A 14,376-nucleotide genomic window follows, 5' to 3' on the forward strand; every position below is an offset into this window, starting at 1 on the left:
AAATAACACACAGGGTAAATTCGCATATACAGAACCCAACGAAAAGCAAAAGAAACCTGTAACACATTTCGTTTACCTGTCACTTTCAATTGTAAAAGCCAGCAGAAAAAGCGCATATAACTATATTTATCCCTGCGGGGACTTTTGTTTGTGCTATATATTTTTTACAGAGAACCGCAACGCGTCCAAACACAAGAATATATTTACCTCTGGAAAATGGTCTGACTCCCTTTCACGTGGTTGTAGTGACCTGTTCTGTGATTCATGTAATGTCTTTTCTGGATGAGGAAAATATGTCATCACTGATATTTTATACAGACGAAGCACAAGCACTGATTGTAACAGATACCCTTGCCGTCACCGATAATGGGGAGCCGTTATCTTTTGTTTCCAAAGCAGGTTACATCCCCCAGCTAAGAACCATCATAGCAGGTACGGGGGCAGGTGGATTTTCTAACACCTGGTTGCTTGAAGCATCAACCAGAATGGTCGTATCAGGTATACAAAATCTCAATTATCATACATCGGCCTGTCTAAGGAGGCTGTGGAAACAATACAAGCATGACCATGCAATTCCCTCTTCTTCAACGGTGACAACCAGTGTTTATCAGTTCGCAATTTGCGAGGAAACAGGAAATATCGTTTCGTTCGCCTATCGCTCAGTCCATGATTTCGAATCAGAGCAATTACAATACGGAACAGGAGTAAAACCTGAGTGCCAAATCCTGGATGGGGATTTGTTGCAGACAATTCCTGTAATGATGAATGAACAAAGGGCTATACAGGCGACATACTCACACCCGGAACGGATCCATATTGGCGGTGAGATGATTGCGCATTATCTGACATCATCTATGTATCAATGCTTTAAGATTGGGGAATTTGAGGATTTCAGAACTCAGGGAGAGTATATATTGAGCAGGATTTAGGCAAAACGCGGTTCAGATAAAGTGCTTTTAACAGGCTTGCTGAACATTAAAAGGATATCTCTCAATTACGATGAATAGCTTGAATTCTAAAAATAGAAAAGTAGAGTTTAACTCTAAATACATAAAAACAAGAGTAAAGGAGCACCCGCCGAAGCAGCCGCGCATGATGTTGACCGAGAAGCGGATCATCTCGTACGCCGGAATACGGCTGTTGCCATATGACGGATGCGGCACACGCTTGTACGGCAGGGCAAAAACGCTGTCCATCTCTTCGGTAGAGAGCGGGATCGCCGGCGGGTTAACCCAGATATAACGCTCGCCGTGCTTTTGCATCAACGCGCGGGCACAGCCCGGGTTGGTTTCATGGTGCAGAATACGGGAGGCGTGTGCGTAGAGCACCTTGTCAGCTTTGACCTTCTCATATGACGGCAGTAGCACATAGGTCTTTTCCCACGGCTTCGGACGCGGCGGCTGCACCACCACGGCCTTTGCTTCCGCTTTCTTCGGCTCAACTGGTTTGTTATCCGCGCACGGCAGATCGTCACCGTACGGATGCGGGATAGGGTCGATTTTGCCCGGCATATCGATAATGCGGGAATCCACCCCGCTCCAGCCCGGCAGCGCCTCTTTCACCATGATCGCGGTGTTGCGCACGTCGCGGATCTCGCTGACCGCTTCACCCTGCGCCAGGCGATGCGCCACTTCCACCAGCGGACGCTCGCCGTTGCCGAATATCAGCATGTCGGCTTTCGAATCCACCAGCACCGAACGGCGCACGGTGTCAGACCAGTAGTCGTAGTGCGCGGTGCGGCGCAGGCTCGCCTCGATGCCGCCCAGGATCACCGGCACGTCTTTCCATGCTTCTTTGCATCGCTGGGTGTAGACGAGGGTCGCGCGATCGGGACGTTTACCCGCCACGTTATCTGCCGTATAAGCGTCGTCATGGCGCAGCTTACGGTCCGCGGTATAGCGGTTAATCATCGAGTCCATGTTGCCCGCGGTCACGCCAAAGAACAGGTTAGGTTTACCCAGACGCATAAAGTCGTCTTTGCTGTTCCAGTCAGGCTGAGAAATAATCCCCACGCGGAAACCCTGAGCTTCCAGCATACGGCCGCAGATCGCCATGCCAAAGCTCGGGTGATCGACATACGCATCACCCGTCACCAGAATGATATCGCAGCTGTCCCAGCCCAGTTGATCCATCTCTTCCCGGGACATCGGCAGGAACGGCGCCGGTCCAAAGCAGGCTGCCCAGTACTGGGGCCAGGAGAAGAGGTCGCGATCCGGCTGGATCAGGGAAATTGCGCTCATAATGCTTCCGAAGAAAAAATAGACAAAAGGAGCGGGATTATACGCTGGTTTATCGGGGGAAATGAAGGGGTATTTATTGCCCGGTGACGCTACGCTTACCGGGCCTACGGGCCTGTAGGTCGGGTAAGGCGAAGCCGCCACCCGACTCGTTTTACGGTGCCGGATTCACCAGCATCTGCCCTACCGACCCCCTGTCCATCATCTCCAGCGTCTGGCTGTGGAACAGGAACGGGAAGTGCGGCCATGACGGCTGTCCATAGTAGACGAGCAGTTCTACCTGCCCATCCACCCAGACGGTGTCTTTCCAGCCCCTGTCTTCCGGGAACGGCATCGCCCCGTTGACGTTGCGGATCAGGAATGACACCCCTTCAATATGGAACGACTGCGGCATCTCCGAGCGGACGGTCCAGCGCTCCCAGGTTCCCTGCTGGGCGGTGATATCAATACGGTTTACGTCCCACAGCGCGCCGTTGATGCCCGGATCGTCGCCAAGGCTGATATCGCGACTGCGTACTGCAGGGCCGGTCACAATTTCCTGCGGCAGCAGGCGCATCGGCAGACTGTCGGTCACCAGCGGCAACAGGCCGGTCGGGCGCAGCGTCAGCACCAGCGTGGAGACCAGAACGCTCGACGGTTCAAAGAAGCCGCGTATGCGGTCAACAATGCTTGCCGCTTCGCCGCAGGTCACGGACACTTCATCCCCGTTGGTCATATCCACGAGGATTTCACGACGTTCGCCCGGCGCAAGCGCCAGCTGTTTCACCGACACCGGCGCAGGTAATAACCCCTGATCGCCTGAAATCACATGCAGGGCGCGGCCGTCGCTCATTTGCAGCAGGTAGCGGCGCGAGTTAGAGGCATTCAACAGACGCAGGCGCACCCAGCCACGAGACACTTCGACATACGGGCTTTGCGCGCCGTTAACCAGCAGCGTATCGCCCACAAAGCCACCGCTGCCCGGCTCGCTGTACTCCGGCGTACCGAAGTTATCCAGGCGCTTGTCCTGAATAATGATCGGGAAATCATCAACACCGTAGTGATTCGGGATCGGCAGCGTTTTACTGACCTCATCTTCAATCAGCCACATCCCGGCAAGGCCGTTATAGACCTGCTGGGCGGTTCGGTTCGGGGTGTTGGCGTGATACCACAATGTCGCCGCGCTCTGACGAATCGGGAGGACGGGCGCCCAGTCGGCATTCGGCGACATCATGCGCGCCGCGCCGCCCATCAGCGGCCCCGGCACCTGCAACCCACTGACGGTCATTGCGACATTTTCCGTCGTCCGGTTACTGTAGATGAGCTTGACGTCATCCCCATTCCACACGCGAATGGTCGGCCCGAGGTAGCGTCCGTTAATGCCCCATACCTGCGCGCGCGTTCCCTGGGTAAAGGACCAGTGGCTACGCTGAAGCGTGAGGAATAGCGGCTGTCCGCGACGGGATTCAATCAACGGCGGAATAGGCAGCGGCTGTTGCTGCCCGGCGGCGCTGGCTGTCCGCGGCATCGCACCCGCACAAAGGGCGATACCCGAAGCCTGAATAAACTGACGCCGACTGAGTGACATATAAGCTCCATCTGAAACGACTAACAACGCGGGAATTCGTTTTCCCTTGAACGAAACCGGGTTAAATCTTACCGGCGGCTTCTCGCTCTGCAACTTCTTTATCGAGCTGTGCAATGTGCTGAGCCATCAGCTCGCGGCAGTGCGTGGCCAGCTCGCGCACCTGGTCTTTACCGTATTTGGAGGTATCCACCGGCGGTAGCATTTCGACAATGACCAGTCCGTTTTTCAGACGGTTAAGATTAATCTTATTCGATGTATTGGAAACGCACACGGGAATAATTGGAACGCCTGCCGCAATTGCAGCATGAAACGCGCCGGTCTTGAACGGCAGCAGGCCGCGACCGCGGCTGCGCGTCCCTTCCGGGAACATCCAGATTGAGATCCGGCGCTTTTTAAACTGATCCACCACTTCCGCAATGGTGCCATGCGCTTTCGCACGGTTGTTGCGGTCAATCAGCAAGTTACCGGTGAGCCAGTACAGTTGGCCGAAAAGCGGGATCCACAGCAGGCTCTTTTTCCCGACGGTTACGGTCGGCGGAATAACAATATTTGAGGCCGTCACCATATCGTAGTTGTTCTGATGGTTAGCGATATAGATGGCGTTACCGAAATTCTCCGCCCCTTCAGGCAGACGCTTTTCAACCTTCAGGCCGAACAATGGCGCAAGGCGACCAAACATGTGCCCGAACGTCGCGACATGTTTTGGGTTACGCGGGCTGAACAGGCAATAAATCGATCCGAAAATACAGACCAGAATGCAGTAAATAACGGTAAGAATAAGACGAACAATGTATAGCATAGCGACCTCTGAAGCCCTGACAGCTGACAATTATACTTCACCTGTGGCCAGGTAAGGACTTTATTACGAGCGCGTATTGTTAATCGCAACGCACGAATTAACAACGTTTTTACGGGAAATTTTGTGGTAAGCCCCCTCCGGAAAGAGGGGGGATGAAACAGGTTACTCTTCGCTGTCGTCCGCTTTGCTGCGCGCCGGCGAGTCGATCTCCACGCGGTCGATGCGCTGCAGGCCACGCATCAGTGAGCCGCGACGTCCGCGCTCGCCAACCACCTTCTGCAGCTCTTCCGGACGCAGTTTGATCTTACGTTTGCCGACATGAATGGTCAGCGTGCTCTGCGGCGGCAGCAGGAAGAGATGCGCCAGGCTATCTTCGCCTTTTGCCGCTTCCGCTGACGGGATACTGATGATCTTGTTGCCCTTCCCTTTCGACAGCTCCGGCAGATCGCTGACCGGGAACATCAGCATGCGTCCGGCAGCGGTGATCGCCAGCAGCATATCGCTTTCGTTCTCGATGATCAGCGGCGGCATGACGTGGGCGTTATCCGGCAGGCTGATCAGCGCTTTACCGGCGCGGTTACGCGACACCAGATCGTTAAAGGTGCAGATAAAGCCGTAGCCAGCATCAGACGCCATCAGCAGTTTTTGATCGTCGGCTTCCATCAGCATATGGTCAACCGTGGCGCCCGGCGGCAGCGTCAGCTTGCCGGTCAGCGGTTCGCCCTGCCCGCGCGCGGATGGCAGCGTGATCGGATCAATGGCGTAGCTGCGGCCCGTGGAGTCGATAAACGCCACCGGCTGGTTGCTCTTGCCCTTCACCGCCGCCTTGAAGCTGTCACCGGATTTGTAGCTCAGACCCGGCGCGTCGATATCGTGGCCTTTGGCGCTACGCACCCAGCCGCTCTGGGAAAGCACGATGGTCACCGGCTCGGACGGCAGCATGTCGTGCTCGTTCATCGCCTTCGCTTCTTCGCGCTCATGCAGCGGAGAACGACGGTCGTCGCCAAAGGCGTCGGCATCGGCCTGCAACTCTTTCTTCAGCAGGGTGTTCATCTTGCGCTCGGACGCCAGAATCGCCTGAAGCTGATCGCGCTCTTTTTCCAGCTCGTTCTGCTCGCCGCGGATCTTCATCTCTTCCAGCTTAGCGAGATGGCGCAGCTTCAGTTCGAGGATCGCTTCAGCCTGGGTTTCGCTGATGCCAAAGCGCGACATCAGGGCAGGCTTAGGTTCGTCCTCGGTACGAATGATCTCAATCACTTCGTCAATGTTGAGGAACGCCACCAGCAAACCTTCGAGGATATGCAGGCGCTTAAGCACTTTCTCCAGCCGATGGTTCAGACGGCGGCGCACCGTATCGCGGCGGAAGGCCAGCCATTCGGTGAGGATCTCCAGCAGGTTTTTCACCGCCGGGCGACCGTCCAGACCAATCATGTTCAGGTTGATGCGGTAGCTTTTTTCCAGATCGGTAGTGGCGAACAGGTGGTTCATCACCTGCTCCATATCCACGCGGTTAGAACGCGGCACAATCACCAGACGGGTCGGGTTTTCGTGGTCCGATTCGTCACGCAGGTCGTCCACCATCGGCAGCTTTTTATTGCGCATCTGGGAGGCAATCTGCTCCAGCACCTTCGCGCCGGAGACCTGGTGCGGCAGCGCGGTGATCACCACGGCGCCATCCTCTTTGGTCCATACCGCGCGCATGCGCACGGAGCCGCGGCCGTTCTGGTAGATTTTACGGATTTCCGCACGCGAGGTGATGATCTCGGCTTCGGTCGGATAGTCCGGCCCCTGCACGATATCCAGCAGATCGTCCAGCGAGGTTTTTGGCTGCTCAATCAGGGTGATGGCGGCTTTCGCCACTTCACGCAGGTTGTGCGGCGGAATGTCCGTCGCCATGCCCACGGCGATACCGGTCGTGCCGTTCAGCAGGATGTTCGGCAGACGCGCAGGCAGCATTTTCGGCTCCTGCATCGTACCGTCGAAGTTTGGCACCCAGTCGACCGTACCCTGCCCCAGCTCGCCCAACAGCACTTCGGCATATTTAGACAGGCGGGATTCGGTATAACGCATCGCCGCGAAGGATTTCGGATCGTCCGGCGCCCCCCAGTTCCCCTGACCATCCACCAGCGGATAGCGGTAAGAGAACGGCTGGGCCATCAGCACCATCGCTTCATAGCAGGCGCTGTCACCGTGCGGATGGTATTTCCCCAGCACGTCACCGACGGTACGGGCGGATTTCTTGAACTTGGCGGTCGCATTCAGCCCCAGTTCGGACATCGCATAGACGATGCGGCGCTGAACGGGCTTCAGGCCATCCCCGATAAACGGCAACGCCCTGTCCATGATGACGTACATGGAGTAGTTCAGGTAGGCGTTTTCCGTGAATTCATGTAGCGCGAGGCGCTCTGCCATATCGCTCATTACGTGTGATTCCTCAACTCAGAAACCGATGGGTTTCAGGCAATATTGCCGCAGATACTACCTCATCTGGCGAGTTGAGTCACAAAGAAAAAGGGCCGCTCATGCGGCCCTTTCCGGGTTATTTGTTCAGCTTGATAACCTGCTTCACGTCGATTTCAAACTCGTTCCAGTCTTTATCGATTTTACCCTGGAGTTCGACTTTATCCTGTGGCGTCACCGTCACGCCGTTCCAGCGCTTGTGGTCGATCTCCACCACCACCGTGCCGCTTTCATCGCGGAAGGTGTAACGGTCATCGGACAGGCGCTCGGTAATATTACCGCGCAGCTTCACCCAGCTGTCGTCCTTCATATCTTTGACTTTAGCCGCGGTAGTGAGGTTGGCGTTATTATCGACAAAGCCACCCTGCTGGGTTTGCGTCTGGGTCTGTGTCGCAGATGGGCCAGAGAAGCCACCCTGTGCAGCAAAAACAGGGGCAGTGGTCATCATCATAATGGCAGCAATTGCAGCGTATTTTTTCATCTTAATCTCTCCCTTTAATGTCGTTTCACAATCCATTAAACAGGGTAAACCTTAACAACTTCTTAAGGGGAAAATTTATTTATTTTTACTGTACAGCAGGCGCTTGCAGAAGGTTTACTGACGGCATCAAGGAGGAAATATGCGCCTTTTACTGGTAGAAGACGACAAGCTCATCGGCGATGGCATCAAAGCGGGCTTAAGCAAAATGGGCTTTAACGTGGACTGGTTTACCGACGGTAAAACCGGGCAGGCGGCCCTGTACACCGCGCCGTACGATGCCGTGGTGCTGGACCTGACGCTGCCGGAAATCGACGGGCTTGAGATCCTGCGCGCCTGGCGCGAAAGCGGTAAGAGCGAACCGGTGCTGATCCTCACCGCGCGGGATGCGCTGAATCAGCGCGTCGAAGGGTTACGCCTGGGGGCGGATGATTACCTGTGTAAGCCGTTCGCGCTGATTGAAGTGGCAGCCCGCCTCGAAGCGCTGGTGCGCCGCAGCCACGGGCAGGCGCGCAGCGAGCTGCGTCACGGCAAGGTCACGCTCGATCCGGCAAGTCTTGTCGCCACGCTGGAGGGTGAAACGCTGGTGCTCAAACCCAAAGAGTTCGCCCTGCTGGAACTGCTGATGCGCAACGCGGGCCGCGTGCTGCCGCGCAAGGCCATCGAAGAGAAACTCTACAACTGGGATGATGACGTCTCCAGCAACGCCGTCGAAGTCCACGTTCATCATTTACGCCGCAAGCTCGGCAGCGAATTTATCCGCACCGTGCACGGCATCGGTTATACCCTGGGTGACGCATGAAACTGACCCAACGCCTGAGCCTGAAGCTGCGCCTGACGCTCCTCTTTTTGCTGCTGTCCCTGGCGGCCTGGTTTGCCGCAAGCGTGGTGGCCTGGCACCAGACGACCGACAAGCTCGATAAGCTGTTCGATACCCAGCAGATGCTGTTTGCCAAACGGCTGCTGACGATGGACGTGGACGAACTCCGCGCCCCGGAACGCATGCGCGAGGTGCCGAAAAAAGCCAAACACGGCCATCTTGACGACGATGCGCTGGCCTTCGCAATCTTCACCGCAGACGGCAGCATGGTGCTTAACGACGGTGAGAACGGGCGCGACATACCTTATCACTACCGCCGGGACGGATTTGATGACGGTCGGTTGCAGGATGACAACGACGAATGGCGTTTCCTGTGGCTGACCTCCCCGGACGGGAAATACCGCGTGGTGGTTGGCCAGGAGTGGGAGTACCGACAAGATATGGCGCTGGACGTGGTCAGCTCGCAGCTGACGCCGTGGCTGGTGGCGCTGCCCGTAATGCTGATGTTGCTGATTGTCCTGCTGAGCCGGGAACTGAAACCGCTGAAAAACCTGGCGCAGGCCCTGCGTTCACGCTCGCCGGATGCGACCGATACGCTGCCCACCCACGGCGTGCCGACGGAGGTTCGCCCGCTGCTTGATGCGCTTAACCATCTTTTCGCCCGTACGCAGGAGATGATGGCCCGCGAGCGCCGCTTCACCTCGGATGCCGCTCATGAGTTGCGCAGCCCGCTGGCCGCGCTGAAGGTGCAAACCGACGTGGCGCAGCTTTCCCTTGACGATCCCGAGGCGCAGTCTAAAGCGCTGGGGCAATTGCATGCGGGCATCGACCGCGCCTCCCGGCTGGTGGACCAGCTTCTCACCCTGTCGCGCCTGGATTCACTGGATAATCTTGATGACGTCGAACCCGTGATGATGGCCGATTTGCTGCAATCCGCGGTGCTGGATATCTGGCATCCGGCGCAGCAGGCGGGCATTGATATTCGGCTCAACGTCAACACGCCCGAGGTGATGCGTCACGGACAGCCGCTATTGCTGAGCCTGCTGGCGCGTAACCTGCTGGACAACGCCGTTCGTTACAGCCCGCGCGGCAGCGTGGTGGACGTGACGCTGAACACCCAAAGCTTTACCGTGCGCGACAACGGCCCGGGCATTTCAACCGATGCGCTGGCGCGTCTCGGCGAGCGCTTTTATCGTCCACCGGGCCAGGACGCCACCGGCAGCGGTCTGGGGTTGTCTATCGTGAAGCGCATCGCGGCGTTACACGGGATGCGCGTCTCGCTGGGCAATGCGCCTGAAGGGGGCTTTGAGGTGACCGTCAGCTGGTAGCCATTATTGCGCTGAGCGCAAAAGACTTTGCACATTTTGCTTATTTTTCCGCTCCGTCCTCGCGCGTAGAATACCTGGCATACTCTCAGCATCGAGGACAAATAATGAGCAACATTCTGATTATCAACGGCGCGAAAGAATTTGCGCACTCTAAAGGCCAGCTCAATGACACCCTGACCGAGGTCGCGGATGGTTTCCTGCGCGACGCCGGACATGATGTTAAGGTCGTGCGCGCGGACAGCGATTACGACGTGAAGGCCGAAGTGCAGAACTTCCTGTGGGCCGACGTGGTTATCTGGCAGATGCCGGGCTGGTGGATGGGCGCACCGTGGACCGTGAAAAAATACATGGACGATGTGTTTACCAAAGGTCACGGTTCGCTGTATGCCAGCGACGGCCGCACCCGCTCAGACGCGTCTAAAAAATACGGTTCCGGCGGCCTGTTGCATGGCAAGAAATACATGCTCTCCCTGACCTGGAATGCCCCGCTTGAAGCGTTCACCGAGCAAGATCAGTTCTTTGAAGGCGTAGGCGTAGACGGCGCGTATCTGCCATTCCACAAGGCGAATCAGTTCCTGGCTATGGAGCCGCTGCCGACCTTTATCGTCAATGACGTAATTAAAATGCCGGACGTCCCACGCTATATCGCAGAATATCGCAAGCATCTCGCGGAAATTTTTGCTTAACTGGTAGCCTGGAATTAGAAGGAGTTAATTATGCTTACCGTTATTGCTGAAATCCGTACGCGTCCTGGCCAACATCACCGCCAGGCGGTGCTGGATGAGTTCGCAAAGATCATCCCGACCGTACTGAAAGAAGAAGGCTGCCACGGCTACGCGCCAATGGTGGACGCCGCCACCAGCGCAAGCTTCCAGGCGACCGCGCCAGACTCGATCATCATGGTTGAGCAGTGGGAAACCGTCGCGCACCTTGAAGCGCATTTGCAGACCGCGCATATGAAAGCGTGGAGCGACGCGGTGAAAGGGGACGTTCTGGAAACCCATATTCGTATTCTTGAGCAAGGGGTTTAAGTTCTGTGAAATTTGCCGGGTGGCACTGCGTTTACCCGGCCTACAACTTCCCTCCCAGGCCCGGTAAGCGTTAACGCCACCGGGCTTTTTTTATCACCTTAACACTCAACTGCTATGCTTATTCTGACTTCATGTTAAACAGGAGGATGGAATGGGTCTTTTTAATTTCGTAAAAGAAGCAGGCGAAAAGCTGTGGGACAATCTGACCGATCATAAGGGTCAGAGCGACAAAATCACCGAACACCTCAAGAAACTCAACATTCCCGGTTCCGATAAGGTTCAGGTTGACGTCACCGACGGCAAAGCCAGCGTGACGGGCGACGGGCTGACGCAGGAGCAGAAAGAAAAAATCCAGGTCGCCGTCGGCAACATCGCAGGCGTCAGCGAGGTGGAGAACAACATCACCGCGACAGATGCCAAAGATGAAGCTACTTACTATACGGTGAAATCCGGCGATACCCTGAGCGCGATCTCTAAAACCGTGTACGGCGATGCTAACCAGTACAACAAGATTTTTGAGGCTAACCGCCCTATGCTCTCCAGCCCCGATAAAATCTATCCCGGCCAGACGCTGCGTATTCCCAAAGCATAACGTCTGAAACAGTCGGTTCACGTCGCGCAGAGGAACAGAATGAAAATAGCTTGTCTTGGCTGGGGTTCGTTAATCTGGAAAAGCGGCGCGTTACCGGTAGCCGGTGAGTGGCAGACCGACGGGCCTTCTTTGCCCGTCGAGTTCTGTCGGGTCAGCGATGGCGGTGAACTGGCGACCGCCATCTGTATGAATGCCCCTGCCGTGCCGGTGCTTTGGGCATGGCTGGAGGCCACAACGTTGAGCGTGGCCTGCCGCGCTTTGCGTGAGCGCGAAGCCATTCCCGAGGATCGCTGCGATGGCATTGGCTCGCTGCTAATCACCGGACGCGACACGGGTATCCTGTCAACATGGGCCAGGGAGAAAGGTATTGAAGCGATCATCTGGACCGGGCTCCCGCCGAGAAGCGCGTCACAGGAAGGCAGGGTTCCTGCCGTGGACGAAGCCATCGCTTATCTCGACGGCCTCAGCGGAGAGACCCGCAGCCATGCGCGGGACTATATTTGCCGCGTGCCTGCCCAGCTTGATACGCCCTACCGGCGCGTCATTAAAGACGTGCTTGGATGGTAATCCCCCGGCCAGTTACCAGTACAGTTTCCAGCTCCGGGTGAAACGCACCAGCGCCTCAACGTAGAAGTAATCTCCCCAGCTTGCGCACTCATCCACGCCTTTGTTGCTCCCGAGGTGGTAAACCGAGTGTTTAAGCAGCCCGTTGCCCTTTTCTTCTCTCCCCATCAGATAGTGTTTCGTCAGTGACGACATAATGCCTTTAGCCCATTCCATATAGCGCTCGCGATCCGGATCCGTGACCGGCAGGTGTTTCACCAGCTCCAGCAGCCCACATACCGCAATCGCCGCCGAGGAAGAATCACGCAGCGCGTCGGTGCCCACCAGCGCCAGATCCCAGTGGCAGACGTAGTCGTCGGGCAGGCGATTGAGGAAGTAGTTCGCCAGCCGTTTTGACAGGGCGATCATCGTCTCGTCGCCGGTATAGATATAGCTCAGCAGGAAGCCGTAAATTCCCCACGCCTGCCCGCGTGACCAGCAGGAGTCGTCGGCGTAGCCCTGCTGGGTGTTGCCGTAGCGCGGTGCGCCGGTTGTTACATCCATATAGTAGGTGTGGAAGGTGGAGGCATCGTCACGAATGAGGTACGTCGCCGCCTGCATGACGTGCGCTTTTGCGGCGTCGGCAAAACGCGGATCGCCCGTCTGCTCCGTTGCCCAGTAGAGCAGCGGCAGGTTCATGTTGCAGTCGATGATCATCCGCCCGGCCTGGTCCGGATCGGAGAGATCGCCCCACGCCTGGATGATCTTCGCCTTCTCGTGGAAGCGTTCCAGCAGAGCTTCCGCCGCCAGCAGCGAGAAGCCGCGCGCCTCGCGGTTTCCGGTCAGCCGCCACGCGGCTACGCAGGAGAGCGTGTAGAGGAAGCCTAAATCGTGGGTGTTGGTGTCGTTGCGCCCGGCGATGCGCAGGCCAAACGAGCGCACGTGTTTTTCCGCCATCGCGCGGAATTTTTCCTCGCCGCTCATCTCCCATGCCAGCCATAGCTGCCCGGTCCAGAAGCTGGTGGTCCACTCCACGTTGTCAGTCAGCGGATAAAAACCGTTCTGGCAGGTTTCCGCCGGGAATTTGTCGCCGAACTCCGTTAAATGACGGCTAATCAGGTCCAGAACGTGGCTGCGCGCCGAATTCAGTTCATCGCTGAATGCGCGGGAGTCAACGGGCGCAGCGATAACAGGCAGACGTTCTTCTTTGATACGACTTAACATATTTCGGTTCCTTCTTTGACGGCGTAATTTATCGTGTTGACGTTTCTGCTACGTTCAGCGCACGAGCCCCGCGCCATTTGCTCTGACAGGCGGATAACGTAAAAGCAGAAATAAGGGTAAAGGTCAGCGCCGTTGCGCCCATGATGATATAGGTGTGCTCAAAGCCAATACGGTCATACATATAGCCGGCAGGGGAAGAGACCACCACGTTGCCAACGTAGAGCATTGCCTGATAGCCGAGTAAATACATGGTGGCATTGACGCGCTTGTCGAAATGCTCGGCGATATATTTAAATACCGACACCAGCAGGAGACAAATTTCCAGACCGTACAGCGGCTTAAGCACTGAAATTAACAGGTGAGAATCACACATGCCGGAAATAATCAGACGCGCCCCGACCACCAGCCCGACAATTAATAGCCCGCGTTTGGCGCCAATAAAGTTCACAAACAGCGGGACCACCATATACATGACAAATTCCATGCCCGACTGCACGGTCCCGAGATAACCGAATACCGCGTTGCCCTCATGAATATCATCGAAGAAGGTGACGAAATAGCGCGAGAACTGCTGCTCGGCGATAAACATCATCCACGCCACGCCCGCCACGTACAGGCAGAAGGCCCAGAATTTGCGGTTTCGCAGCAGGGCGTAAACGTCTGACGGGGCGATTTTCTCTTTCGTCAGCACCTCGCCTGCGTGAATGGAGTTAGTGTTCACTTTCAGGCTCAGCAGGACGATCAGCATCACCACCGACGCCACGCTGCCGAGAATAAAGTTATACGCCGGTGAGAGGTTAAACAGCAGGCCGGAGAAGGACGATGCCACCGCCCAGCCGAGCGAACCCCACATGCGAATTTGCCCGAACTCCATGCCGTTTAAGCGGCTAAAGCGGTCGGAATACGATTCGCACGCCGCCACACCCGCGTACCAGGCAAAGCTTAAATAGAGCGCGCCGATAATAATCCCCAGCAGGGTATTAGACATTAACAGCGGCTGGTATACGTAAATAAAGAACGGCGCCATCAGGGCCGACATGATCACCACAAAATAGAGCAGGTATTTGCTCATACCGATCTTATCGAGAATATAGCCGTAGATCGGTTTAAGAATAACGGAGAATATCCCGTTCACCGCAAAAACGGTTCCAATCACCGAGCCGCTGAGATTGGCTTTCTGGCCAAGCCAGATCGCCAGCAGTCCAATACTGGCAGACCAGGTAAAGAAATAGAGAAAGATAAAGCTACTGATTTTGTAATATTCAGTTCTGTTAGTTGTCGATGTGCTTTTCATATC

General features: G+C 56.1%; 13 protein-coding genes and 1 pseudogene. 7 read left to right on the top strand and 7 right to left on the bottom strand.

Features of this window, described 5'->3' with window-relative positions; translation table 11 throughout:
* The first annotated feature begins 293 nt into the window (after nt 1-293).
* Nucleotides 294-929 carry a hypothetical protein gene (locus tag ACQG0S_RS18725; RefSeq protein ID WP_023279901.1) on the top strand — a complete coding sequence of 212 codons (636 nt, stop codon included), beginning with the start codon at nt 294-296 and terminating at the stop codon, nt 927-929.
* 135 nt (nt 930-1,064) lie between these two features.
* Here ACQG0S_RS18725 and ACQG0S_RS18730 read toward each other — a convergent pair.
* The 5 genes and pseudogenes from ACQG0S_RS18730 to ACQG0S_RS18750 form a co-directional block, all read right to left on the bottom strand.
* Nucleotides 1,065-2,240, bottom strand: a pseudogene (locus tag ACQG0S_RS18730) (YgiQ family radical SAM protein); the annotation flags it as partial.
* A 151-nt stretch (nt 2,241-2,391) separates the two neighbouring features.
* On the bottom strand, nt 2,392-3,804 hold the full coding sequence (ftsP, locus tag ACQG0S_RS18735) for a cell division protein FtsP (protein WP_023298607.1): 1,413 nt from the start codon (nt 3,802-3,804) through the stop codon (nt 2,392-2,394).
* A 61-nt stretch (nt 3,805-3,865) separates the two neighbouring features.
* Nucleotides 3,866-4,603, bottom strand: a complete 738-nt coding sequence (plsC, locus tag ACQG0S_RS18740) for a 1-acylglycerol-3-phosphate O-acyltransferase (protein ID WP_022649406.1) — start codon at nt 4,601-4,603, stop codon at nt 3,866-3,868.
* Nucleotides 4,604-4,765: 162 nt separating this feature from the next.
* A complete protein-coding gene (gene parC / locus ACQG0S_RS18745) occupies nt 4,766-7,024 on the bottom strand; it encodes a DNA topoisomerase IV subunit A (protein WP_023298608.1) in 2,259 nt (752 codons plus the stop codon).
* A gap of 118 nt (nt 7,025-7,142) precedes the next feature.
* Nucleotides 7,143-7,544 carry a YgiW/YdeI family stress tolerance OB fold protein gene (locus ACQG0S_RS18750; protein ID WP_022649408.1) on the bottom strand — a complete coding sequence of 134 codons (402 nt, stop codon included), beginning with the start codon at nt 7,542-7,544 and terminating at the stop codon, nt 7,143-7,145.
* A 139-nt stretch (nt 7,545-7,683) separates the two neighbouring features.
* On the opposite strand from ACQG0S_RS18750, the gene qseB reads away from it, so the two are divergent.
* The 6 genes from qseB (at nt 7,684) to ACQG0S_RS18780 (ending at nt 11,879) form a co-directional block, all read left to right on the top strand.
* Nucleotides 7,684-8,343, top strand: a complete 660-nt coding sequence (qseB, locus tag ACQG0S_RS18755) for a quorum sensing response regulator transcription factor QseB (RefSeq protein WP_048966580.1) — start codon at nt 7,684-7,686, stop codon at nt 8,341-8,343.
* Entirely contained in the window at nt 8,340-9,689 is a 1,350-nt protein-coding gene (gene qseC / locus ACQG0S_RS18760; protein WP_048966581.1) for a quorum sensing histidine kinase QseC, read from the top strand. The genes qseB and qseC overlap by 4 nt, the downstream gene beginning before the upstream one ends.
* Nucleotides 9,690-9,793: 104 nt before the next feature.
* A complete protein-coding gene (locus ACQG0S_RS18765; protein ID WP_426750685.1) occupies nt 9,794-10,375 on the top strand; it encodes an NAD(P)H-dependent oxidoreductase in 582 nt (193 codons plus the stop codon).
* A 30-nt stretch (nt 10,376-10,405) separates the two neighbouring features.
* Entirely contained in the window at nt 10,406-10,720 is a 315-nt protein-coding gene (locus ACQG0S_RS18770) for a putative quinol monooxygenase (RefSeq protein ID WP_003862506.1), read from the top strand.
* A gap of 151 nt (nt 10,721-10,871) precedes the next feature.
* The gene (lysM, locus tag ACQG0S_RS18775; protein WP_022649412.1) at nt 10,872-11,312 is read left to right on the top strand and encodes a peptidoglycan-binding protein LysM; all 441 of its coding nucleotides are present in this window, start codon (nt 10,872-10,874) and stop codon (nt 11,310-11,312) included.
* A 39-nt stretch (nt 11,313-11,351) separates the two neighbouring features.
* Nucleotides 11,352-11,879 carry a hypothetical protein gene (locus tag ACQG0S_RS18780; RefSeq protein ID WP_048966582.1) on the top strand — a complete coding sequence of 176 codons (528 nt, stop codon included), beginning with the start codon at nt 11,352-11,354 and terminating at the stop codon, nt 11,877-11,879.
* Between the two features lie 12 nt (nt 11,880-11,891).
* On the opposite strand, the gene ACQG0S_RS18785 is transcribed toward ACQG0S_RS18780, so the two are convergent.
* Together ACQG0S_RS18785 and ACQG0S_RS18790 are read right to left on the bottom strand one after the other, a co-directional pair.
* Nucleotides 11,892-13,079, bottom strand: coding sequence for a glycoside hydrolase family 88 protein (locus ACQG0S_RS18785; RefSeq protein WP_045622724.1), 1,188 nt, complete (start codon nt 13,077-13,079; stop codon nt 11,892-11,894).
* 28 nt (nt 13,080-13,107) lie between these two features.
* The gene (locus tag ACQG0S_RS18790) at nt 13,108-14,373 is read right to left on the bottom strand and encodes an oligosaccharide MFS transporter (protein WP_022649415.1); all 1,266 of its coding nucleotides are present in this window, start codon (nt 14,371-14,373) and stop codon (nt 13,108-13,110) included.
* Nucleotides 14,374-14,376 lie beyond the last annotated feature (3 nt).

Origin of the sequence: Enterobacter cloacae complex sp. 418I7 (genome assembly GCF_050030705.1) — a bacterium.
Classification (GTDB): Bacteria; Pseudomonadota; Gammaproteobacteria; order Enterobacterales; family Enterobacteriaceae; genus Enterobacter; species Enterobacter intestinihominis.

Excerpts from the sequence above, each read along its gene's own strand:
- qseB (WP_048966580.1), top strand. The coding sequence starts at position 7,684 with ATGCGCCTTTTACTGGTAGAAGACGACAAGCTCATCGGCGATGGCATC.
- ftsP (WP_023298607.1), bottom strand. The coding sequence starts at position 3,804 with ATGTCACTCAGTCGGCGTCAGTTTATTCAGGCTTCGGGTATCGCCCTT.
- ACQG0S_RS18785 (WP_045622724.1), bottom strand. The coding sequence starts at position 13,079 with ATGTTAAGTCGTATCAAAGAAGAACGTCTGCCTGTTATCGCTGCGCCC.
- parC (WP_023298608.1), bottom strand. The coding sequence starts at position 7,024 with ATGAGCGATATGGCAGAGCGCCTCGCGCTACATGAATTCACGGAAAAC.
- ACQG0S_RS18750 (WP_022649408.1), bottom strand. The coding sequence starts at position 7,544 with ATGAAAAAATACGCTGCAATTGCTGCCATTATGATGATGACCACTGCC.
- ACQG0S_RS18790 (WP_022649415.1), bottom strand. The coding sequence starts at position 14,373 with ATGAAAAGCACATCGACAACTAACAGAACTGAATATTACAAAATCAGT.
- plsC (WP_022649406.1), bottom strand. The coding sequence starts at position 4,603 with ATGCTATACATTGTTCGTCTTATTCTTACCGTTATTTACTGCATTCTG.
- ACQG0S_RS18765 (WP_426750685.1), top strand. The coding sequence starts at position 9,794 with ATGAGCAACATTCTGATTATCAACGGCGCGAAAGAATTTGCGCACTCT.
- ACQG0S_RS18725 (WP_023279901.1), top strand. The coding sequence starts at position 294 with ATGTCATCACTGATATTTTATACAGACGAAGCACAAGCACTGATTGTA.
- ACQG0S_RS18770 (WP_003862506.1), top strand. The coding sequence starts at position 10,406 with ATGCTTACCGTTATTGCTGAAATCCGTACGCGTCCTGGCCAACATCAC.
- qseC (WP_048966581.1), top strand. The coding sequence starts at position 8,340 with ATGAAACTGACCCAACGCCTGAGCCTGAAGCTGCGCCTGACGCTCCTC.
- lysM (WP_022649412.1), top strand. The coding sequence starts at position 10,872 with ATGGGTCTTTTTAATTTCGTAAAAGAAGCAGGCGAAAAGCTGTGGGAC.
- ACQG0S_RS18780 (WP_048966582.1), top strand. The coding sequence starts at position 11,352 with ATGAAAATAGCTTGTCTTGGCTGGGGTTCGTTAATCTGGAAAAGCGGC.